Raw genomic sequence first — 21,248 nt, forward strand, 5'->3', positions numbered from 1 at the left:
CCCCGCCAGCAGCCCAGGAGCCCCGAACTGAACGCCGAGCCCGCCGACCAGATCCGACTTCTCGAAGTCCAGGCCCTCGACTCCCGTCTGAGCCGGCTCGACCACCAGCGGGCGACCCTGCCCGAGCTGGCCGAGGTCGACCGGCTCACCGCCGACGCCACCGGCCTGCGCGACCTGCTGGTCGCCGCCCAGACCGAGGAGAGCGACACCGCCCGCGAGCAGACCAAGGCCGAGCAGGACGTCGACCAGGTCCGCCAGCGCTCCACCCGCGACCAGCAGCGGCTGGACTCCGGCGCGGTCAGCTCGCCCAGGGACCTGGAGAACCTCCAGCGCGAGATCACCTCGCTCGCCAAGCGCCAGGGTGACCTGGAGGACGTCGTCCTGGAGGTCATGGAACGCCGCGAGGCCGCCCAGGAGCGCGTCACCGAACTCACCGGCCGGCTGGAGGCCGTCCAGGCCAAGATCGCCGAGGCCGAGGCCCGCAAGTCCGCGCTGATGGAGGAGATCGACGCCGAGGGCTTCAAGGCCGCCAAGGAGCGCGAGGTGGTCGCCGGCTCCGTCCCGGCCGACCTGTTCAAGCTCTACGAGAAGCTGCGCGCCCAGTCCGGCGGCATCGGCGCCGCCAAGCTCTACCAGAAGCGCTGCGAAGGCTGCCGCCTGGAGCTGAACATCACCGAGCTGAACGACGTGCGCGCCGCACCGCGCAACGAGGTGGTCCGCTGCGAGAACTGCCGCCGCATCCTGGTCCGCGTGCCGGACTCCGGCCTGTGACGGGACGCCTCCTCGTCGAGGCGGACGGCGGGTCCCGGGGCAACCCGGGGCCCGCGGGCTACGGTGCCGTCGTCAAGGACGCGGCCACCGGTGAAACCCTCCTGGAGGAGGCCGGGTTCATCGGCACCGCCACCAACAACGTCGCCGAGTACCGCGGCCTGATCGCCGGCCTGCGCGCCGCCCGCCGGCTGGACCCCGGCGCCGAGGTGCTGGTGCGGATGGACTCCAAGCTCGTCGTCGAGCAGATGTCGGACCGCTGGAAGATCAAGCACCCCGGCATGCGCCCGCTCGCCGCCGAGGCCCGGGCCGTCTTCCCGCCCGGGCAGGTCACGTACGAGTGGATGCCGCGCGAGCGCAACAAGCACGCCGACCGCCTGGCCAACGAGGCGATGGACGCGGGACAGCGCGGCGAACGCTGGCAACCGGCCGACTCCACCGCGCAGTTCGCCTCCGGCGGCGAGGCGGCTGACGGTGCCGGAGCTTTCTCCGGTGAGGCGGCTGACGTTGCCGGTGCCGTGGCTGACGGTGCGTCGGCTTCCGGTGAGGTGTCCGGCGTCGCCGGCGCGGTGGCTGACGCTCCCGGTGCCGGTGTGACGACCACGTTCGTCCTGCTGCGGCACGGCGAGACCGCGCTGACCCCGGAGCGGCGGTTCTCCGGCAGCGGGGGAGCGGAGGACCCCGAACTGTCCGACAAGGGGCGGTGGCAGGCGCGCCGTGCCGCCGAGGCGCTGGCCGCCCGCGGCACGATCGAGGCGGTGGTCTGCTCGCCGCTGGCCCGCTGCCGTGCCACCGCCGCAATCGTCGCCGACCGGCTCGGTCTCCCCGTCGAGGTCGAACCGGAGCTGCGCGAGGCCGACTTCGGGGCGTGGGAGGGGTTGTCGTTCGCGGAGGTGAGGGAGCGTCACCCGGCCGACCTGGCGGCCTGGTTGGCCTCACCGGACGTCCGGCCCACCGGCGGTGGTGAGAGCCTGACCATGGTGGCGTCCCGGATCGCCGCGGCTCAGGAGGAATTGACGGCCCGTCAGGCCGGACGCACCGTGCTGCTGGTCACCCACCTCACCCCGGTGAAGACGCTGGTGCGCCTCGCCCTCGGTGCCCCGGCGGAGGCGTTGTTCCGGATGGACCTGTCGGCGGCCTCGCTGTCGGTCGTCGCCCGCCGCCCGGACGGCACCATGACGCTGCGGCTGTTCAACGACACGTCGTACCTTCGCGGTTGACGCCTGCCCGGACCGGGGTCAGTGCACGTCGCGCACCAGGACGTCCAGCCGCCCGGCGCCGGCCTCCTCCACGGTGAAGCCCGACTCCCGCCAGTGGGCGGCCAGTTGATCCGCGTCACGGGGATCGGCTCCGGACTCCAGCAGGGCCCGGAGCAGGCGGCCCTTGGTCGCCTTGTTGAAGTGGCTGACCACGGTGCGCTTCTCGACGCCGCCGACCGTCCGGACCTGGAGCACCCGCACGCACACCGTGCGGGCCGCCACGTCGCCGGTGGGTTTCCAGGCCGCCGCGTACGCGCCCGACCGCAGGTCCAGCACGAGGCCGCCGTCCGCCACCGCCGGCATCACCTGCGCCAGCGCGCCGCGCCAGAACGCCGCCAGCCCGCCCAGCCCCGGCAGCCGCACCCCGATCGGACAGCGGTACGACGGGATCGCGTCGTCCACCGTGACCGCGCCCCACAGCCCGGAGAACACCAGCAGGCGTTCCCCGGCCCGCCGCCGCGCCGTCGCGTCCAGCGAGGCCAGGCCCAGCGCGTCGTACAGCACCCCGGTGTAGACCTCACCGGCCGGCCCGGCGGGGGCGTCGGGCAGGGCGGCGTTCCTGCGGATCTCACCGCGCTGCGTCGGGCCCAGGCCCAGCACGTCCAGCGCCTTGTCCTCGTCGCCCCGGCACAGCTCCACCAGCTCCGCCAGCACCCGTTCGCGCGCCGGCCGCAACCCCGGCAGCGACAGCCCCGCCACGTCCACGGCGGCCCCCTTCGCCGGTGCGGCCTTGCCCTCGGACGGCGGCAACAGGACGAGCACGGCAGGTCTCCTTCGTACGGCGGTGGCGCAGGCAGCCTATGCCGCCGCGTCCACTACGATGGCGGCACGGCAGACGAGTCGTGCGGGCGGTCGCGTCAGGACCTTCAGGGGTCCTGCCGAGGAACGTCCGGGCTCCACAGGGCAAGGTGGTGGGTAACGCCCACCCGGGGTGACCCGCGGGAAAGTGCCACAGAAAACAGACCGCCGGGGGCTCAGGCCCCCGGTAAGGGTGAAACGGTGGTGTAAGAGACCACCAGTGCCCAGGGTGACCTGGGCAGCTAGGTAAACCCCACCTGGAGCAAGGTCAAGAAGGGTCGCCGCGAGGCGGCCCACGCGGACGTTCGAGGGCTGCCCGCCCGAGTCCGCGGGTAGACCGCACGAGGCCGGCGGCAACGCCGGCCCTAGATGGATGACCGCCTCCCGGCGAGCCGCGAGGCTCCCCGGAGACAGAACCCGGCGTACAGCACGACTCGTCTGTCGCTCCCAGCGACTTTGGCTCGCATCGCCCATCCGAGCTGCGGCGATGCACGTTTCCGTGGTGTCCGGGGCGTACTGCTTCGCACCACGAAAGTCCCTGAAAAGTCCCTCGGACGACGTGGAAAGTGCCAGAAAACCCCCACAGATCCGGCTGGTCCTCCAAGGTCACAGCCCCTGCGGGCAGCTTCGCTTCCGCGTGAGGACTCCCAGACGTGGGACATCGGAGCAGGCCCACCCTGTCGTTACGATCCGTAGCGCCACCGCGCAGACGAGGGGTGTGCTTCGCGTCGGCGGTGTGACCGCTCGTTCGAGGAGTCGGCGGGAGGGGCTGGCACGATCGGGGCAGCGGGCGACTCCACGGTGCATCTGACGAGAACCGGGCGCGTTGCAAGGCGGTGGCCGGTACTGAGGACCCTGAAGCGTGCCCGCGACGCTGGGGCTACGAGCACATCGGCGACCAGAAGCCGTTCCCCGACTCGCCCCTGTAGGCCACGACGGTGTGCGAGTTGTCGGAGCGGGAGGCCACGCAGTCGCACAAGCCGGCGTGTTCGTCCCCGGGCCGCGGAGCGCCGCGATGCCGGCAGTCGTCACCGGTCCTCACAGCCCCTGGCCGGACTGCTGCCCGGCCAACGGAGGGTTTCCCCGGCCTGCGTGGACCTCGACCGGGTCGAGGCCGATGCGAAGGGCCTGATGACCTCGAACGTGCGGCCTCGCCGGCGAAGGGGCCAGGCCGCACGTCGGGTCGCGGTGACGGGGTTCGGCCCACCGAGGGGAGCCGTCGGCCGCGAAGGTTCTGCGGGGGTTATCGGGTCCTGAAGCGGCGGAAGAGGTTTCGGGCCACGTATACCCCCGGGCCGCCGAAGCCGACGATGTCGACGCGGCCGTCGCCGGTGATGTCGGCCAGGAAGCGGGGGTGCCGGTCGACCCGCCAGCCGCCCGCGTTCTCGTTGTACCCGAAGCCGCGGCACACCAGTTGGGCCTGGTCGAACCGGCCGTCGCCGCGGTTGTGCGACACCCAGACTCCCTCGTTGCCGAAGCCGACGATGTCGGGGTTGCCGTCGCCGGTGACGTCGGCGAGGAACCGGGGGTGTTTCTTGCTCGTCCACCCCTGGGCGGTCCCGAAGTCGTTCAGGACGAGCTTCGGGGGCCCGAATGTGCCGTCGCCGCGCCCGCGTGACACGACGACGCCGAGCGGCCCGAACCCGACGAGGTCCGGCCCTTCGGCACCGGTGGTCGGGAGCAGGAAGCGGGGGTGTTCCTCGACCGAGCTCCACCCTTGCCCGGTCCCGAAGTCGTCGAGGATGTACAGGGGTTCGGCGAACCCACCTTCCTCGTCCTGGTGGGATACCCACACGCCGTCGTCGTGGCAGCCGACCAGGTCCAGCCTGCCGTCTCCGGTGGTGTCGGCGAGGAAGCGCGGGTGCTTGTCGGCGAGCCAGCCGCCCGCCTGCTCGCCGTGTCCGAACGCCTTCAGGACCGGTTCGTCGCCGAGCGGCGCGAACTTTCCTTCCTCGTCCTGGTGGGATACCCACACGCCGTCGTCGTGGCAGCCGACCAGGTCCAGCCTGCCGTCACCGGTGGTGTCGGCGAGGAAGCGCGGATGCTTGCCGGCGAGCCAGCCGCCCGCCTGCTCGCCGTGCCCGAACGCCTTCAGGACCGGTTCGCCACTCGCGGGGGCGAACGTGCCGTCCTCGTTCTGGAGCGTTACCCGGACGCCGTCGGCGGCGAGGACGACGACGTCGGGTTTGCCGTTGCCCGTCGTGTCCGCGAGGGTCCACAGGTCCTCGGGGCTCGCGGAGGTTAGGGGCGGGTGCAGTTCGCGCTCTTCGTCGTCGAACGTGCCGTCGCCCCTGCTGGCCGACGTCACGGCGCCCTGCTCGGGTTTGAGTCCGACGATGTCCTCGCGCCCCGCTCCCGTGGTGTCGGCGAGGAACCGTGCGCCGGTCCCGGCCCACCAGTTCGGCTGCCCGCCGGGAGAGCGGGTGGCCCCTTCGTTCTTCCATTCCCCGGCGTCCTCGTCGCTCCCGAACTGCTGCGCGACCAGCAGCATGTTGCTGAAGGACGGCGTCGCGCCGGGTGCCGGCCGCAGCGCGGTCGAGGGCGTCAGCCGCCAGGACCGGCGGCCGTTCCAGTGCGACAGAGCTGCCCAGTCCAGCACGAGGTCGCTGGTGCGCTCGGGCTCGGCCGGCACGAACCGCCACCGCTGGCTCTCCGCGCTGTCGTCGTGCTCGCGCAGGACGATCCGGGTGCCGTCCGCGCGGGGCGCGTCGAGATCGGGGTCGGGGTCGGGGTCGATATCGGGGTCGAGGTCGAGGACGCTGCCGTCGGTCGCGCCCTCGATGAAGTACAGGCCCGCTTCGCCCTCGACGGGGACGACGTGCCATTGCTGGCTCTGACTGCCGGTGGCGGCGTCCGACTGGCGGACACCACGGCCGGTGGCGGCGGGGTTGTCGAGTACCTGGCCGCTGTCCGCGTTGCGGATCACGTAGGCCGGGTGCTCCGCTGCTTCCTCGCTGTCCCCGCCGCCCGCGTCCTGTACGGGGGCGAGCTGCCACTGCTCCGGGCTCGGGCCGTCCTCGGGGAAGTCGCGGACGACGAGCGCCCCCTCCGCGCTCGGCGCGGCCTCGGTGCCGAGAGGCGTCCCCGTGGCGGCGTTGACGATCTGCAGCTTCAGTTCTTCGACGGGCACGGGCATCGTGGTGCCCCCTCCAGGTGGCGCGGGCGTTGGCTCGGGACGGCTTCGGTGCGGCGGCGGCCGCGCATCACGTGAAGACGTGGTGGTAGGGGACGTTCCACTCGCTGGGCAGCCGCGGGTAGAACGTGTTGATGACCGTCCCCGTGAAGTCGCCGCCCCAGTTGTAGGTGACGCGCACCTCGCTGTCGGCCGTCACCGCGTGGTCCTTGAACCCGAGGATGACGTCGGGGTGGGTGATCGGCACGAAGGTGATCCCGCCCCACGGCGTCACCGTGACGACCCACAACTGGGTGTCCTCGGGCGCGCCGTTCCTCCCGCGCCACTTGTCGCCGACCTTGTCGGGCAGACCCACCTGGACGGTGTCGGCCGTGCTCTTGGGGGCGTCCTGGTGGACGGTGACGCGCCGGCGCTGCGGCTTCGGCGCGCCGTCGTCGCCGCGCCCGGCGTCGGCTTCGCCCGCACCGGCGGGGGCGGGGGTCACCTGGCCCGCGGCGCTCTCGATGAAGTACAGCGGCCGCTGGCCGAAGAAGCCGGCGGGGGTGATGTACCACAGGTGGCCCTGGGCCTCCTTGGTGTCCGGGTCCAGCGCGGTGGCCAGTTTGACCCCCTTGTCATGGCTCTCCTCCTTCAGTTCGGCGGGCCGCAAATAGCCGCCGTTGAAGGCGTGGACGAGCATGACCGGCCGGTTTTCCAGCAGCGCCGCCACGATCGCGTTGTCGTAGCTGTTCACCGCCACCGGCCCGCCAACCACCAAATTCGACATGGCCGTGCGCTCTTGGGTGTACATAGCGGAAACCTCACCTGTTCCGATGTGGAGAAATGCACGTCGCTCGCTCGGCTCATTGCTTCATCGCGCGTAATCCCGCAGGCTCAACCGCTCTCGTCCCATGAGGCTGCGGAATTGATGAGATGGCCGAACCGGATACTTTCACCTGCGTCGACGGTGACGTCGCGGCATCGGCGGGCAGGACAGCTGGAAAGCATGGACGGTGCTGGGTGGCGCTTCAACGTACTTGCGCACAGTGCGAGTTGAGAACCCTCGCCGATCACGGTCACCCGATTGGATGAACGCGCAGAGCCACCGTTTGGGCGGTGGAGTCCGCGGCAATTGTCACTGACGGGACACGCGCAGATTCCTGTTGCCGATCTGTCGTTCGCGAGCCCATTTCGACCGGATCAGTCGAGGACGGGAAATGCCTTCCAACGCGTACAATCTGGAACGGGCCAAGCGCCAGCCGCTGACGAAGAGGAACCTGCGGGAACTCAATATCGAGCAGACCTGGCAGTCTGTCCTGGACCACCCCAACCTGGTCTACGTCGACGATTACGGGACGCGGCACAAGCCGGTCGGGTTCTCCTTGAACAAGTCGAGCTTCGGCGCGTTCCCCGGATCCGCGTTCAAGCTGGGCTGGCTCGCCTACCTGAACCTCGGCGAGCCGCTGATCGAGGAGCGGCGGAACGTCAGCCAGCCGCCGCCCGAGACGTTCTCCTCGCGCACCTACGTCAACCGCAGCGAGACCGCCACGATGAAGTTCACCGACTCGGTCCAGTTCACCGTGTCGAACGAGGTGACCTGGACGCTCCAGGGCGAAACCCAGCTCACCTTCGGCGGCAGCGTCGGCGCGGAACTCCAGCTCCAGCTCCAGAACCACCTCCAGCTCGACCTCCAGGCGCAGCTCGGGACGCAGCTGGAGAACGCCATGGAGAACAAGGTCACAAACCTCGTGACCAACGAGAACAGCAAGGACGACACCGGGTCCGACACCGAGAACGGCACCGAGAACGGGGTGACGAACTCGGTGGCGAACTCCGCGTCGAGCTCGGTGACGGGCTCGACGGCCTTCACGACCACCGGCAGCGCCACCGGCAAAGCGGAGGTCAACGCCCAGTTGATGCAGGGCATCCTGGCCTCCGTCGGCGGCACCCTCACCACCAGCTGGGCGTCGAACTCCCAGATCGAGGGTGAGGTCCCGCCGGGATCGCGTGTGGAGACCATCGTCACGCAACGGCGCACCCGCAAGCAGTACACCTACGAGATCCCGGTGACGTTCTCCGGGTTGCTCGCGGTGAAGTACGACGTACCGGTGGCGGTCCTGGCTCCCCCGCAGTCCAGGGAGTACCCCGGCCTCGAATACGTGGTCGCCCGGGACCTCGGCGACATCGACCTGGCGGGCGGCAACGGCTTCCGCATGACGGGGCTGGCCGAAGTCGTCTCCGCCCTGGAGGCCCACCACACGATGTTCGACGGCGAGAGCCTGACCGGCAGCGAACGAGAGCTGCACAAGACGCCCTGAGCAGTCGGGCTGGACAACCTGAGGTGACGACCATGGTGTTCGACAACATTTTCGGCTTCGCGGGCCAGGGCGCGGGACTGTTCTCCGTGACCACCGACGGAGCCAAACCGCAGCCCGGCGCGGGCGTCGACTTCGAGGACGCCGACGACGACACCTACGACGACACGAGCACGAGCCTGTTCACCAGCTCGATCCACGGGGCCAACTCCCGCGCCAAGACCGTCCAGGAGACATCGCCCGAAGCGCGGGCCATCCTCGGCTTCCTCGGCTCCTTCGTCCGGACCACCCAGGCGTCGGCCGGCGCGCAGGCCCAGTACGCCCAGAACCCCGGCTCGGTCTCCGGCGCGGCATCCGCCGGCATGCGGGAGTCGAGCGCGACGGTGACCGAGCACAGCGGCCTGAAGAAGAACGAGGACCTGGAGAACATGCCGAAGAAGAGCGACTTCTCCAAGCCCCCCGAGGCAGCCAAGCCGACCGCCGAGGACCCGACCGCCCCCGACGACAACCACGCGTAGCAGCCCGGTCAGCGAACGGTGAAGGGATGACCATGAGCACTGCCCACCAGACAGCCACCACCGGCGCGGCCTCCGCCCCGCCGATCAGCACGGCCGCGGGCAACGGGGTCGCGGGGTTCGCAGGAGACAACGGGCCGGCCGCCAGGGCCCAGTTGAGGAACCCGTACGAGGTCGAGGTGGACACCACTGGAGCGCTGTACGTCTGCGACTACGGCAACCACCGGGTTCGGAAGATCACGGCCGACGGGAAGATCTGCACGATCGCGGGCACGGGTGCCAAGGGTTTCAGCGGTGACTGCGGACCTGCCGTCTCGGCCCAGATGAGCATCCCGCGCGGGATGGCGGTGGACAGCATGGGAGCCGTCTACATCGCCGATTCCGAGAACCACCGCGTCCGGAAGATCACGGCCGACGGGAAGATCCACACGGTCGCCGGCACCGGTACCAAGGGCTTCAGCGGTGACGGCGGCCTCGCCACCGCCGCGCAGTTGAACACTCCGTACGGGGTTGCGGTGGACAGCACCGGCATCCTCCACGTCGCCGATTACGGCAACCGCCGAGTTCGGAAGATCGCGACTGACGGAAAGATCATCACCGTCGCCGGCACCGGCACCGATGGGTCCGGCGGAGACGGCGGGCAGGCGGTTGCGGCCCAGCTGAGCCACCCGCGCGACGTGGAGCTGGGCCGCGCGGGCGAGCTCTACGTCGCCGATTCCGGAAGCCACACGGTCCGCAAGATCACGGCCGACGGGAAGATCCACACGGTCGCCGGCACCGGTACCAAGGGCTTCGGCGGTGACGGCGGCCCCGCCACCGCCGCCCAGCTGGACCACCCGTTCGGGCTGGTGGTGGACCGCATCGGCACCCTCTACATCGCCGAATGGGGCAACAACAGGGTCCGGAAGGTCACGACTGACGGGAAGATCAGCACGGTCGCCGGCAATGGCACCAAGGGCTTCGGCGGAGACGGCGACCCGGCCGCTTCGGCTCAGCTGAACAACCCGATCGGCCTCGCTCTGGATCGCGCCGGCACCCTCTACATCGCCGACCACGTCAACCACCGGGTCCGGAAGCTCACGTTGCCGAAGAGGGCCGGGCTGCCCGAGTCCGGCACGGTGGTCTCCTGGGCCAACGTCCGCAGCAGGCTGCGAATGGCGGTCCACCGTGAGTCCACCAAGGACGGGGCCGAGATCCACCAGGCCCTGGCCACCCCCAGGGAACACCAGCAATGGCGGCTCGTCGCGGCAGGCCAGGAAGACGGCGAAACCCTCTACACCATCGAGAACGTGCGCAGCGGCAAGGTCCTGGAGATCGCCGACGCGCACGGGGCGGCCGGTGCGGTGGCCGCGCAACGCGCCTACGAAGGCGACGACGCACACCACCAGCAGTGGAAACTGATCCCGGTCAGCTCCGCGACCGACACCCCGCCGGTGTACGAGATCGAGAACCGGAACAGCGGTCTGCTCCTGCGGGTCGACACCAACGCCCGCACCGCGATCAAGCAGCACAGGGCGGAGGGCGACCACCGGGAACGGCAGTGGCAACTGCTCCCCGTGTGACCGGGGTTGAGGGACCGTGCGGAACGCGTACCGGCACTGGGCCTCCGGCGCCGCTGGTGAGCGGGCTGCGGGGTCCCGGCCGCCTGGCGGGTCGGTGCCATGCGGTGGAGTGCGGAATGAACAGACCCAAGCGCCATCAGGCCGTGGTCACACGTAATGACAAGTTCGCGGTCTGAGCTGAACCGGCTTTTGTAGCGGCCCTGAAGCCGGGCAGGATCGCCTCGGCAGATGGGAGAACACAGGTCCGATGCCTGCACCACGCAAGTACCCCGACGAGCTGCGTGAGCGAGCCGTCCGAGAAGTCCAGACCTCCGGTCGTCCGGTGGCCCATGTGGCGAAGGACTTGGGTATCCACAAGTGGGGAGCGGAGAATGGCGACAGACGGCCGTGGAGCGAATGTGGCGGCGGCGAACAGCTGCTGGGACGGCGTCGGCGGGCAAAAGCCTTACGGCCGGGCGAGTTGGGGCGGGTCGGCGGCGCCACGGTCGCCGGAACCGCTGATGGTCGCAGGAGCGCACGCAGTCCGAACGAGGTGGGACCGATGCCAGCGCGAATGCGTGGTCGGCGTCTCTCGGTCCTGCGAGGGTCATTCCCGGGCGGAGGCGGGGAGGCGGCCGCGGCGTGGAGCGGGGGGTGGGGCTTCGCCGTCGGCGGCGGGCCACAGGTCGATCGTCCACTCCTCGAGCACGTCCTCGGGGCCGAAGTCGCCGTATTCGGTGGCTTCTTCCGGTTGGCCGCGGCGGGCGGTGCGGATCCAGTATCCGCCGTCGGTGGGGAGGGAGAGTGGTTCGGAGTCGTCCCACTCCAGCAGGTTCCTGACCTTCAGGCGTCCGCTGGACAGCCGTATGGCGTGCGGGCCGGACACGTCCCACTCGCCGTCCGGCGCGGGGACGGCCTGGGGCCAGGAGTTCAGCACGACCGAGGGGCGGAAGTCGTTGCCGTGCGAGTGCAGCAGGAGTCCTTCGTCCCAGAGCTTTACCAGACCGGTTCCATCGGGTTGCCGGGCGGACGCGGCGCGTGAGTAGTCCGCGTCGTGGTCGATGAGGACGAAGGTCGTGTAGGAGACGAGTGGCCGCACGTGCACGGTCCGGACGGGGGAGCGGTTCACGGGTGACCTTCCGTGCCGACCCGTCTCCGGGGGCGAACTGCTGGCCCCCGGAGACGGGTTGAGTCAGCTGATGTCCGTCATATCTTGCCATCCGCCGCTTCCGACGATCACGGAAGCGTCGTCGGGTTTCCCGAGCCGTCGTAGTTGCCAGGGTAGAAACGGAGGTGCCGTCGTTGTCGGTGGCCCACAGGTCGGGTACGCCGTTGCAGTCGGCGTCGTTGCCGGACGCGAGCAGCGGGCGGTCCGTGACCGACCAGACGGAGGTTCCCCATGTGGTGCGGGCGGCCAGTGAGTGGTTCGTCGCCCCGCGGTAGAGGTGGACGGTGTTGGTGGTGACGTTGCGGGCGAGCAGGTCTTCACGACCGTCGTAGTCCGCGTCCCCCGGATTGGCCAGGGTGTACGGCTCCCAGCGGCTGGAGCCCAGTGTGGTGAACGAACTGGCCATCGCGGGGGCGTGGGTCGGGTCGCCCGGGCCGAGTAGGAGCAAGCCGGTGCCGGCGACCACATGGTCGTCGTAGACGTCCGGGTACCCGTCGCCGGTGAAGTCGCCGGTGCTGAGGAAGTCGTAGGTGACTCCGTCGTCGCCGGCCTGGGTCTGGTAGATCCTGATCCGGGCTCCGAGGTGGCGGGAGCGCCTGGCGCCATCGCTGGCGCCGGGGGCGCCGTCGTTCCACCATGGTTCCAGCGTGTTGGCCCCCTTTTATCAGGGCCGCGCAGGACCGCGCTGCGGATGGTGGGGGCCGGTCCTGCCGTGGAGGTCGCAGGCGGTCTCCTCGGGATGTCCGGTGCCGATCGCCGTCCCCCACTGCTTTTGCGGAACGGACGCCATGCGTTCGTGGCGGGTGTCCGACGACCGCTCGTTCACGCCGAAGGCTCCTCGCGGCCGGGGAGCAGCACGACCTTGCCGTGCGGATTTCCGGACAGACTGAGCCGGACGGCGTCGCGCCACTGCTCGAACGGGTAGGTCTTCGCGATCGGAAGACGGAACGTTCCCCGTGCGGCGAGGGACGCGTACTCCGCCAGCAGTACGGTCAGCGGGGTGCGGCCGGGTCGTAGCTCATCGATGTTGACGCGGGCACCGAGGGCCCTGGCCTCGGCGTGGTTGCTGATCGTCACGACCCGCCGCGGGTCACCCCCGGCCAGGGCGATGAGGTCGGGCAGCGTTCCCGGGCTGGGGCGGGGTGTGTCGAGCACCAGGTCGACATCCGCGCCCTTGGTCAGGGCACGTACCCGGTCGACCATGCCGTCGCCGTAGCCGGTGACGCGGGCGCCGAACCCCTCCAGGTCGGCGGTGAAGGTGGGGCCGGCGGTGGCGACCACCCGCACGCCGCGCTTCAGCGCGATCTGTACGGCGGCGTACCCGACCATGCCGCCGGCCCCGTGGACCAGGAGCGTCGCGCCCGGCTTGAGCTCCATGACCTCCAGCGTCCACGCGGCCGTCTGCACGACCATCGGCAAGGTGGCCGCGCGTACCGGGTCGAGTCCCGCGGGCACGTGGGACCAGTTGTTCACCAGGACGACGTCGGCAGCGCCCGCGCTGGGCTGCCTGAGGAAGTCGGCCGTGCCGAACACGACATCGTCGATCCGCACGGCTTCGGGGTCGACGCCGTCACCGACCGCCTCGACGACCCCGGCCACGTCGTAGCCGATCCCACGCGGCAGCGCTCCGGGCATGAACCCGCGGCAGAGCTCCCAGTCCGCGGGGTTCAGCCCCGTGGCGACGGCCCTCACCCGGACGGTGCCGCCGGGCGGATCCGCGATCTCGATGCGCTCCTCGCGCAGGACCTCCAACGGTTCTCCGGTCTCGTGGAAGCGGAGGACGCGTGACGGCACAGTGGACATGGGCTCATCTCCGGGCGTGGCTCTCGACGTAGTGACAGTCACTGACGCTACGATGTGACAGTCACTGACGTCAACTACCCTGTGCGTATGCCGAGAAGTGGTGCCGAGGCGCGGGCCAGACTGCGCGAAGCCGCTCTGGAGCTGTACGAGGAGCGCGGCTACGACGCCACGACCACCGCGCAGATCGCCGAGCGGGCGGGAGTGACCGAACGGACCTACTTCCGGCACTTCGCCGACAAGCGCGAGGTGCTCTTCGACGGCGAGACGCGGCTGCGGGACGTCATGACCTCCGCGATCGCCTCGGCGCAGGGCGAACCGTCACCGTTGGCACTCGTCATGCGCGGGTACCGCGCGGCGATGCCGCTCTTCGTCGCCGGCCGCCCCGTGGCCGAACGACGGGAACGGATCATCGCGTCGTCCACCGTGCTGCAGGAGAGAGCCCTTGCCAAGTCGGCCGCACTCGCACAGGCCCTGATCGGCGCACTGGTGGAACGCGGAATCCCCGAGCCCACCGCCCGCCTGAGCACACGAGCCGGTGCCGCCACCTTCGAGCGTGCGAGCCGCGCCTGGAACGGCACCTCGGCCGCGGAGCTCGAGACGCTTCTCCGGCAGGCCGCGGACGAGCTGCGCGCTCTGGACTGGTAGCCACCCGTTCGGGCGACCCGCACCGGACGGGGCCCGGCAGCGCGGCGACGCACCTTTCGGTGGTGTCCGGGCGTGCGCGACGCCGCTGAACTCCGGCGGCCGGCGGATGGCGGATGGTGCTATGAGTCTCCTTTTGGCACTTGCGTCGCTCGTGCCTATTGCCGCCTTGCATCACTTCTTGATGAGCCGTCAGGATCGGTGCGAGCCCTTGAGACCCAGGGCGGACACGAGCCTTGAGACCCGAGGCAGACAGGGGAGGCACGCTATGAGTGAACCCGACAACGAGCCGGACGAGGGGAACGGGGACCTGCTTCCCGGGCAGCCGTGGACCCCGCCGGCGGAACCGTCGCCCGACGGAGGTATGCCCGAAGGGGATGGGGACCACCGCAAGTGAGCGATGAACATCCAACGGGCGGTGTCGGCCCTGCCGAGGGGCTGACACGGTCTCTGCTGGAGGCGGGTGCCCTGACCGGCGACTGGAGCGCGGCGTGGGCGGCGGTCCCGCGCGGTGCGTTCCTTCCCGATCTGATGTGGCCCTACGACATGGACACCGGCGCGAGTCGGCCGGTGGACCGGCGCGCGGACCCCGCGGACTGGGAACGGCAGGCGTACGCCAACGTCCCCGTCACGATCCAGTGGGACGACGGGCAGCACGCCGGCCCCGGACCGGGGCGGGTCGCGACGAGTTCGGCGAGCATGCCGTCGGTCGTGGCCCGCATGCTGGCGGATCTCGACGTCTTCGCCGGTGCGCGCGTGCTGGAGATCGGCACCGGGACCGGCTGGAACGCCGCGCTGCTGGCCGCCCGGCTGGGGGAGGGGCACGTCGTCACGGTCGAGGTCGATCCCGCTGTCGCGGCGGCGGCGCGCGAGGCCCTCGACCGCGCCGGGCTGTCTCCCGAGGCGGTGTGCGGCGACGGCCGGGACGGCTGGCCGGCCGGCGCGCCCTACGATCGGGTGATCGTCACCGCCGGGGTGCGGCAGGTGCCGTCGGCGTGGCGGGAGCAGACCCGTCCCGGCGGGCTGATCCTGGCCCCCTGGGGCACGCACTACTCGCCCGAGGACGCGCTGGTGCGGCTGACCGTTTCGGGGGACGGGAGTGCGAGCGGGCCGTTCCTGCGCCCCCTGGAGTTCATGAAGCTCCGGTCCCAGCGCCTGGACTGGGGGCGCTTCGGCAGGCATGTGGACCGCTACCCCGGGGACGCCGACCGGTCGGCGACAACGGTGGGACTGCCGGACCTGGGCGGGCGCGGGCGGTTCCAGGCCGCGACGTTCGTCCTGGGACTGTGCGTGCCGGACTGCGCCCACGTGCTGAACGCCGGAGGGGACGAGTCGACGGCCTGGTTCTTCGACATGTCCGGGACACGCTCGTGGGCCTCGGTCGTCTTCCGTCCGCAGGAGACGGACGCCACGGTCCACCAGTCCGGGCCGCGCAGGCTGTGGGACGAGGTGTCCGCCGCGCTGGACTGGTGGCGGGGACAGGGCTCGCCCCCAGTCGAATCCTTCGGCCTCACCGTGACCTCGCGAGGGGCGCACCGACCGTGGCTGGGTACCCCGTCCCGGCCCGTCCCCTCCTTCGCCACGTAGGGCGGCTGCGCCCGGGCCGCGACGTACCCGGGGGCACGCGGCCGAATGCGTGACGCGGCTGACGGGGTGGCCCGGCTCGGACTGCGACGCGGATCGGCTTGCTGCGGCCACATGACGGCACCGCGGTCCGGGGCCTCCGGTCGTCCTCACACCTCCGCGGTGAACACCTCGTCGTAGTAGCGGACTTCCATGTCCTCGGTCAGCAGCTCCCGGAACATCGCGGTGTCGCCCGTTCCCTCCCGCCACGTGAGGTAGGACTCGTAGTCGCCGCGGGTGGTCCAGCGGGTGATGGACACGACCCGGTCCTCGTCGTCCTGGTCGCGCCACAGCCGGATCTCCTCGCAGCCTCCGTGCGTGAGCGTGTCGGGCAGGACTCGCCGCAGGGTGGAGATGAGTTCCCCGGCGCGGCCGGGCTTGGTGTGAAAGGTGTTCGTGGCCTGAACGCTCACGATCGCTTGCCTCCGTGGTCGGGGAAGGGCCTGACGGTGGGGAAAGGGCTCGCCGGCCGTGCGGTGCCGGCGACCGCGACGGCTGGTCGCCGCGGACAGGCGCCCGGCCCCGCCCGTCGTCTCCTACCCCCTACCCCCTGCCGCCCGAAAAGGTTCCCGGTGTTTCCGACGGGACCGCTGCGACGGCGCCGGAGGGTCGCGTTCGCACGGGTGTCGGAGGAGGCCGCGATCGCACCGGTGCTGGCCGACACTACGTTCGCAACCCGCGCCGGAGGAGGCCGCGTTCGCACCGGTGCCGGCGCTGGCGGAGGCCGCGATCGCACCGGCGCCGGCCGACATCACGTTCGCAACCCGCGCCGGCGCCGCCGTAAAACCCGTTTGCGGGCCATGGCGGCCGCTGCTACTTTTCCGGAAGCCGTGCGAGAGAACGAGGAGGTGGTACCCGTGAACGCAGTATCGACATGGGTGCTCCCCTCCGGGGTCACGGTCGGGCGATAGGTCGTCCGGGAGCGCCATCACGAGCACTCCCGAAAGGCACGACCATGCGATTCACTTCTGAGCAACGCCTCGACGACGGCGTCCTCGAACGCGAATTCACCCTCGGCGAGATCCCCGGCATCCTGTGGACGCCCGGATCCGCCCCCGCCCCGCTGATCCTGATGGCCCACAACGGCGGCCTGCACAAGCGGGAACCGCGCCTGGTGGCCCGGGCCCGGCACTCCGCGGCCGAGTACGGCTACGCGGTGGCCGCCATCGACCACCCCGGGCACGGCGACCGGCCCCGTTCCGCCGCCGACGAGCAGGCCCGCGCCGAGATGCGCCGGGCGATGGCGGCCGGTGAGCCGGTCGACGAGATCTTCGAATCCTTCGTCGGCCCGCTGGTCGACAACGCGGTCCCGGAATGGCGGACCACCCTGGACGCCCTGCTCGCGCTGCCCGAGATCGCCGGCCCGGTCGGGTACACGGGGATGACCGCCATCGGCATTCGGCTGGCGGTGGTCGAACCACGCGTCGCGGCCGCCGGTTTCTTCGCCGGCGGTTACGTGCCCCGCGCCCAGCGTGAGGAGGCCCGGCGGATCACCATTCCGCTGCAGTTCCTGTTGCAGTGGGACGACAAGGGGAACCCCCGGCAACGGGCCCTGGACCTGTTCGACGCCTTCGGCACCAAGGAGAAGACGCTGCACGCCAACGCGGGCGGGCACGCCGACACCCCGTGGTTCGAGGTGGACAACGGGAACCGGTTCTTCGACCGGCACCTGAAGTAACGCCGGGCCGCCGCGCCGGCGGCAGCCGCTGGGCGCTGTCGGCCAGGACGCCGCTCATCGAGGACGGGCTACCGGCCCCCTCGATGGCGGTGGCCGGCCGACGCCGACCGCCCCGATCGCGCCCCTCCCGGCCCTCGGCCGTGCCGCGGCCGGTCGGGGCGGCGCGGCGGCGCTCGGCCCCCGGCCCCCGCCGACTCCCGCGGCGCCGGCACCGCGCCCGACGTGGCAGCGGCACCGCAACTCCCGCAACTCCCACGGTGCCGGCACCGCGTCCGGCGCGGCAGCGGCACCGCGACTCCCGCAACTCCCGCAATTCCCACGGTGCCGGCACCGCATCGAGCGGAACCGGCCCGCCCTCGCCGAACGCCGCGTCCTGCCGCGTCCCGCCTGGGTCGGAGCCGCCGGAGCCGCTGAAGCTGACGGGCTGACGGAGCCGCCGGAGCCGACAAGGCCGACCGAGCCGCCGAAGCCCACCGCACCCGATCAGAGCCCCCGACCCAACAGCCCGACCAGCCCCCTCCAGCCGCCCCAAAAGCCCGCTCCAAAAGCCCGCCCCAAACCATTCCGCATACAAAGCATCTGACGCCGCGTCCCTGTCCGCCGAAGCGTCATGCCCGTGGATTCCCGCCGACCCCTTCCGGGCGGACCTCGCCCCAACCGCTCCCGCGTCAGAGGGATTCCGGCCCTCCCGGATCAGACGGATTCCGGTCCCCGGACCGTCGGATTCCCGCCGTCCGCGGTACACGGATTCCCGCCACCCGCCGATCGCCCGGCTCCCGACCGCCCCCCGCGCGCGTCCGGACCCGCCCCCGCGCCCGCCCCCGGAACCGGCCGCCCCGGCGCCGGGGTGACCGAAGAAGCCGTCCCCGGCCGGCCGGTGCCGGCCCGCGCGCAGCGGAGATATCCGGCCACGCGGAGCCGGCGCACCCGGCGGCGACGGCGGAGACGGTGCCGGGGTCGGCGAAGTCGCCGGGTGCTGACGGCGCGTCGTCCGCCGGGCGGTGCGGAACGCCGCGCGGGGCGGCCGGCGGGAGCGCCGGCCCGGCGCCGGGGGCGGCGGCGGGTGCCGCGATCACGCACCGTGACATGGCAGTTGGCCGTGCCCCGACCGTGCGCCGAGGTCGGGCACCGCCGCCGGCGCGCCGTCCGGGTTTCGGTCCGTCAGCGGGCCGCCGGGGCCGGATTCGGCCGCCCGGCCGCCGCGACGGACCGGCTCCGGCGCGCGTGATACCCGGCGGGATCACGCGTCAACCCTCGTTCGGCAGGCGGTTCGTGGTGGCTGAAAAACTGGCGGATTGCCAACTCCGGCGATGGTTTGATCTACGAAGCCGCAGACCTGATGAACCATGAAGGTGCCGCCTTCCGCACGGTGCAGTCCTCGGCTCGGTTGTCGTCTCGGCGTGGCCACCGCCAACGCCGTAGCAGACCTGCTCGCGATCCTCCACAGGAGACGGTCGGGCAGGCGCTGTTTCAGCCGTGCCTTCGGGGGGCGAAGAGTGTGCCCCGCGGTCTGGATGCCCTCCTGGACAAGAGGAAACGCATGAGAATCGCAATTGTCTTCCCCCATGTGGGTTACTGCACGGGTTGGCGACCGCATCTCGCGACCGAGGTGAAGAACGGCTCCACTTACCACATCGCGCAGGCGCTGACGTACCTGTACACCACGGCCCGGCACTACACGCCGGACGTACGGGTGTTCGACTTCAACTTCGGCACGTTCGAGGAGAACATGGCCGAGGTCATCACGTTCGCTCCGGACAAACTGATGATCTCGTCGACCGTGAACTCCTTCGACAGCACGAAGGACATCGCCGCCGCGGCGCACACCCGCATCCCGCAGGCCGAACTCCACGTGGGCGGCCCGGCCGTCAGCTCGAACTACTACCTGCGCCCCCGGCTGGTGCAGGTGGGCGTACCGGTCCGCTACGACGTCACCAACCGGGACATCTTCCAGTGGACGAAGGCGGTCCTGGGCCAGGACGACGGGCTGAAGTTCCGCACGTTGCAGCCGGACAACAGCTGGATCGCGCAGACCTACACCGCCGAGCAGCGTGAACAGATCCGCTACACCGTGGTGAGCAGCATCGGCTGCACGTTCAAGTGCAGTTTCTGCCTGAACCCGAAGGTCTACGACATCAACTACAAGGCGCCGCACGTGCTGCGCGCCGAGATCGACGACCTGCGGACCACCTACGGCGCCGACGCCATCTCCTTCGCGGACCCGTTCTTCTACATGCGCGAGAAGCACGCGCAGGACATGATCACCGAGGTGTCGAAGCAGGGCCTGCGCTGGTCCCAGCAGACCACGCTGTCCACGCTGACCCCCGAGCACCTGGAGCAGATGGCGGCGACCAACTGCACGTCGGTGCTGTGCGGGATCGAGAACTTCTCCACCAGCGAGATCGACAAGCCCGTCGACACCGTGGTGTTCGAGGACCGGCTGAAGATAGCCAAGAGCCTGGGCATCAAGATCAAGCCCAGCTTCATCTCCGGCCTGCTGGACATGTCCTACGAAGCGGACGTCGCCCAGATCCACTACATCGAGAGCCTCATCGAGGCCGGCCTGGTGGAGAACCACAACATCCAGAGCAACATCTACACGCCCTACATCCCGGACAAGCGAGACCGCCTGCTGGACATCCCGTTCCGCTTCTGGGGCGTGATGCCCGTCACCGCGGACGACGAGGACGACTGGAAGCGCAACCTGAAGCTGTGCGACCTGATCTACGACCGGATCTTCCCGGAGACGCGGGACCGGTACCAGGAGGTCAGGGCCGAATACCTGGAGATCCTGTCGTCGAAGGACGACATGTGGCTCCAGCACGAAGAGGTCCCGGACCTCTCGGTGAAGCAGATGACCCGAGGGTTGACCAACGGCAAGGTGCGGGTCGAGCTGTCCCTGACCCCGGTCACCGGCTGAAAGCCAACGACGGCCGTTTTCCCATCGAGAAGGATGAGGTTTCGCGATATGACCACGTCGCACACGCAGGAGAGCCGGACGGGGCGGCTGGCGCCACCACGATCCTGGAAGCAGCCGTCCCGGCACTTCCTGGACGCGGTGAACCACCCCTGGTACCGGACGCTGCTGGAGACCCAGGACGTCATCACCACCGCCACCACCGGTTTCTGGAGCAGCCGGGGTGTCAAGTCGCTGCTGCTGCCGGTGACCACCACGGCGGTGTCGAGCCCGATGGGCCTCGGCAGCGACTCGCTGCCGGTGGAGGTGGAGCTGGGCGGTGAACGCACCTACCTCGCCGACTCCATGCAGTTCCTCCTGGAGTACGGCTGCCGGTTCGTCGACAACGGCTGCTACTACGTGATGCCCTCGTTCCGCGGCGAGGAGACCGACCGCACCCACATGAGCGAGTTCTTCCACAGCGAGGCGGAACTCCCGCTGGGCCTGGACGACACCCTCACCGCGGTCGACGACTACGTGCGGGCGCTGTGCACGGCGCTGATGACCAACTGCCCGCAGGGCGTGGAGTCCGTCGCCGGCAGCACGCAGCACCTGGAGTCGCTGGCCGGCGGCCGGACCATCGAGCGGATCACCTTCGACGAGGCGGAGAAGCTCCTGCCGCGGCTGGGCAGCGGCGTGCGGGTGGACCCGGTGCACGGCTTCCGCAACGTCGACCGCGCGGCCGAGAAGGCGCTCATCGACCACGTCGGCGGCCCGGTGTGGCTGACCCACTGGGACCCGCTGGCGGTGCCCTTCTACCAGGCGCTCGACGAAACCGGCGAACGCACCCTCAACGCCGACCTGCTGATGGGTGAGGGCGAGGCCGCCGGAGCGGGCGAACGCCACGTCACCGGCGACGCGGCCCGCGCGGCGCTCCAGCGCCACAGCGTGCCCGAGGCGGAGTACGAGTGGTACATCGCGATGAAGGACGAGGCGCCGCTGCGCACCTCCGGATTCGGGATCGGCATCGAGCGCTTCCTGCTGTGGGTGCTCAACCACGACGACGTGCGCGACCTGCAACTGCTGCCGCGGATGCGCGGAAGCGGAATGGTGCCCTAATGAGGCCGTCG

At 70.7% G+C, this 21,248-nt stretch carries 17 protein-coding genes, 1 other RNA gene and 1 pseudogene; 12 read left to right on the forward strand and 7 right to left on the reverse strand.

Going from position 1 to position 21,248, the window contains the following annotated elements; translation table 11 throughout:
- Positions 1-27 precede the first annotated feature (27 nt).
- Both POF43_RS02400 and POF43_RS02405 read left to right on the forward strand, forming a co-directional pair.
- Complete coding sequence (locus POF43_RS02400; protein WP_271314787.1) at positions 28-771, forward strand: zinc ribbon domain-containing protein; 744 nt, start codon at positions 28-30, stop codon at positions 769-771.
- Positions 768-1,988 (forward strand): bifunctional RNase H/acid phosphatase, encoded by a 1,221-nt coding sequence (locus tag POF43_RS02405; protein ID WP_271323611.1) that lies wholly within the window; start codon positions 768-770, stop codon positions 1,986-1,988. Before POF43_RS02400 ends, POF43_RS02405 begins: the two co-directional genes overlap by 4 nt.
- Positions 1,989-2,006: 18 nt before the next feature.
- Here the strand turns inward: POF43_RS02405 and yaaA are convergent, their stop codons facing one another.
- Entirely contained in the window at positions 2,007-2,789 is a 783-nt protein-coding gene (gene yaaA / locus POF43_RS02410; RefSeq protein ID WP_271323612.1) for a peroxide stress protein YaaA, read from the reverse strand.
- A 74-nt stretch (positions 2,790-2,863) separates the two neighbouring features.
- On the opposite strand from yaaA, the gene rnpB reads away from it, so the two are divergent.
- Positions 2,864-3,266: RNase P RNA component class A (gene rnpB / locus POF43_RS02415), an RNA gene on the forward strand.
- 802 nt (positions 3,267-4,068) lie between these two features.
- Here the strand turns inward: rnpB and POF43_RS02420 are convergent.
- Both POF43_RS02420 and POF43_RS02425 read right to left on the reverse strand, forming a co-directional pair.
- Positions 4,069-5,961, reverse strand: coding sequence for an FG-GAP-like repeat-containing protein (locus POF43_RS02420; protein ID WP_271323613.1), 1,893 nt, complete (start codon positions 5,959-5,961; stop codon positions 4,069-4,071).
- A gap of 67 nt (positions 5,962-6,028) precedes the next feature.
- The gene (locus tag POF43_RS02425) at positions 6,029-6,748 is read right to left on the reverse strand and encodes a hypothetical protein (protein WP_271323614.1); all 720 of its coding nucleotides are present in this window, start codon (positions 6,746-6,748) and stop codon (positions 6,029-6,031) included.
- A gap of 406 nt (positions 6,749-7,154) precedes the next feature.
- On the opposite strand from POF43_RS02425, the gene POF43_RS02430 reads away from it, so the two are divergent.
- The 4 genes and pseudogenes from POF43_RS02430 to POF43_RS35070 form a co-directional block, all read left to right on the forward strand.
- Positions 7,155-8,255, forward strand: a complete 1,101-nt coding sequence (locus tag POF43_RS02430) for a hypothetical protein (RefSeq protein WP_271314779.1) — start codon at positions 7,155-7,157, stop codon at positions 8,253-8,255.
- Positions 8,256-8,287: 32 nt separating this feature from the next.
- Positions 8,288-8,770, forward strand: coding sequence for a hypothetical protein (locus POF43_RS02435; RefSeq protein ID WP_271314778.1), 483 nt, complete (start codon positions 8,288-8,290; stop codon positions 8,768-8,770).
- A gap of 32 nt (positions 8,771-8,802) precedes the next feature.
- On the forward strand, positions 8,803-10,329 hold the full coding sequence (locus tag POF43_RS02440; RefSeq protein ID WP_271323615.1) for an NHL domain-containing protein: 1,527 nt from the start codon (positions 8,803-8,805) through the stop codon (positions 10,327-10,329).
- 247 nt (positions 10,330-10,576) lie between these two features.
- A pseudogene (locus tag POF43_RS35070) lies at positions 10,577-10,672 on the forward strand (hypothetical protein); the annotation flags it as partial.
- A 243-nt stretch (positions 10,673-10,915) separates the two neighbouring features.
- On the opposite strand, the gene POF43_RS02445 reads toward POF43_RS35070, so the two are convergent.
- From POF43_RS02445 to POF43_RS02455, 3 genes are all read right to left on the reverse strand, one after another.
- Positions 10,916-11,437 carry a hypothetical protein gene (locus POF43_RS02445; protein ID WP_282704373.1) on the reverse strand — a complete coding sequence of 174 codons (522 nt, stop codon included), beginning with the start codon at positions 11,435-11,437 and terminating at the stop codon, positions 10,916-10,918.
- 703 nt (positions 11,438-12,140) lie between these two features.
- Entirely contained in the window at positions 12,141-12,302 is a 162-nt protein-coding gene (locus POF43_RS02450) for a hypothetical protein (protein ID WP_271325041.1), read from the reverse strand.
- A complete protein-coding gene (locus POF43_RS02455; RefSeq protein WP_271325042.1) occupies positions 12,299-13,279 on the reverse strand; it encodes an NADP-dependent oxidoreductase in 981 nt (326 codons plus the stop codon). Before POF43_RS02455 ends, POF43_RS02450 begins: the two co-directional genes overlap by 4 nt.
- A gap of 87 nt (positions 13,280-13,366) precedes the next feature.
- Between POF43_RS02455 and POF43_RS02460 the strand changes: the two genes are divergently transcribed.
- Both POF43_RS02460 and POF43_RS02465 read left to right on the forward strand, forming a co-directional pair.
- A complete protein-coding gene (locus tag POF43_RS02460; protein ID WP_271325043.1) occupies positions 13,367-13,924 on the forward strand; it encodes a TetR/AcrR family transcriptional regulator in 558 nt (185 codons plus the stop codon).
- A gap of 390 nt (positions 13,925-14,314) precedes the next feature.
- A complete protein-coding gene (locus tag POF43_RS02465; protein WP_271325044.1) occupies positions 14,315-15,508 on the forward strand; it encodes a methyltransferase domain-containing protein in 1,194 nt (397 codons plus the stop codon).
- 146 nt (positions 15,509-15,654) lie between these two features.
- Here POF43_RS02465 and POF43_RS02470 read toward each other — a convergent pair whose 3' ends face one another.
- The gene (locus tag POF43_RS02470) at positions 15,655-15,957 is read right to left on the reverse strand and encodes a putative quinol monooxygenase (protein WP_271325045.1); all 303 of its coding nucleotides are present in this window, start codon (positions 15,955-15,957) and stop codon (positions 15,655-15,657) included.
- Positions 15,958-16,499: 542 nt separating this feature from the next.
- On the opposite strand from POF43_RS02470, the gene POF43_RS02475 reads away from it, so the two are divergent.
- The 3 genes from POF43_RS02475 (at position 16,500) to POF43_RS02485 (ending at position 21,237) form a co-directional block, all read left to right on the forward strand.
- Positions 16,500-17,222 (forward strand): dienelactone hydrolase family protein, encoded by a 723-nt coding sequence (locus POF43_RS02475; RefSeq protein ID WP_271325904.1) that lies wholly within the window; start codon positions 16,500-16,502, stop codon positions 17,220-17,222.
- 1,540 nt (positions 17,223-18,762) lie between these two features.
- Positions 18,763-20,142 carry a B12-binding domain-containing radical SAM protein gene (locus POF43_RS02480; protein ID WP_271323952.1) on the forward strand — a complete coding sequence of 460 codons (1,380 nt, stop codon included), beginning with the start codon at positions 18,763-18,765 and terminating at the stop codon, positions 20,140-20,142.
- Positions 20,143-20,190: 48 nt separating this feature from the next.
- The gene (locus tag POF43_RS02485) at positions 20,191-21,237 is read left to right on the forward strand and encodes an amino acid--tRNA ligase-related protein (protein ID WP_271316437.1); all 1,047 of its coding nucleotides are present in this window, start codon (positions 20,191-20,193) and stop codon (positions 21,235-21,237) included.
- The last annotated feature ends 11 nt before the right edge of the window (positions 21,238-21,248 follow it).

The sequence above is a fragment of the Streptantibioticus silvisoli genome (assembly GCF_027947535.2).
Classification (GTDB): Bacteria; Actinomycetota; Actinomycetes; order Streptomycetales; family Streptomycetaceae; genus Streptantibioticus_C; species Streptantibioticus_C silvisoli.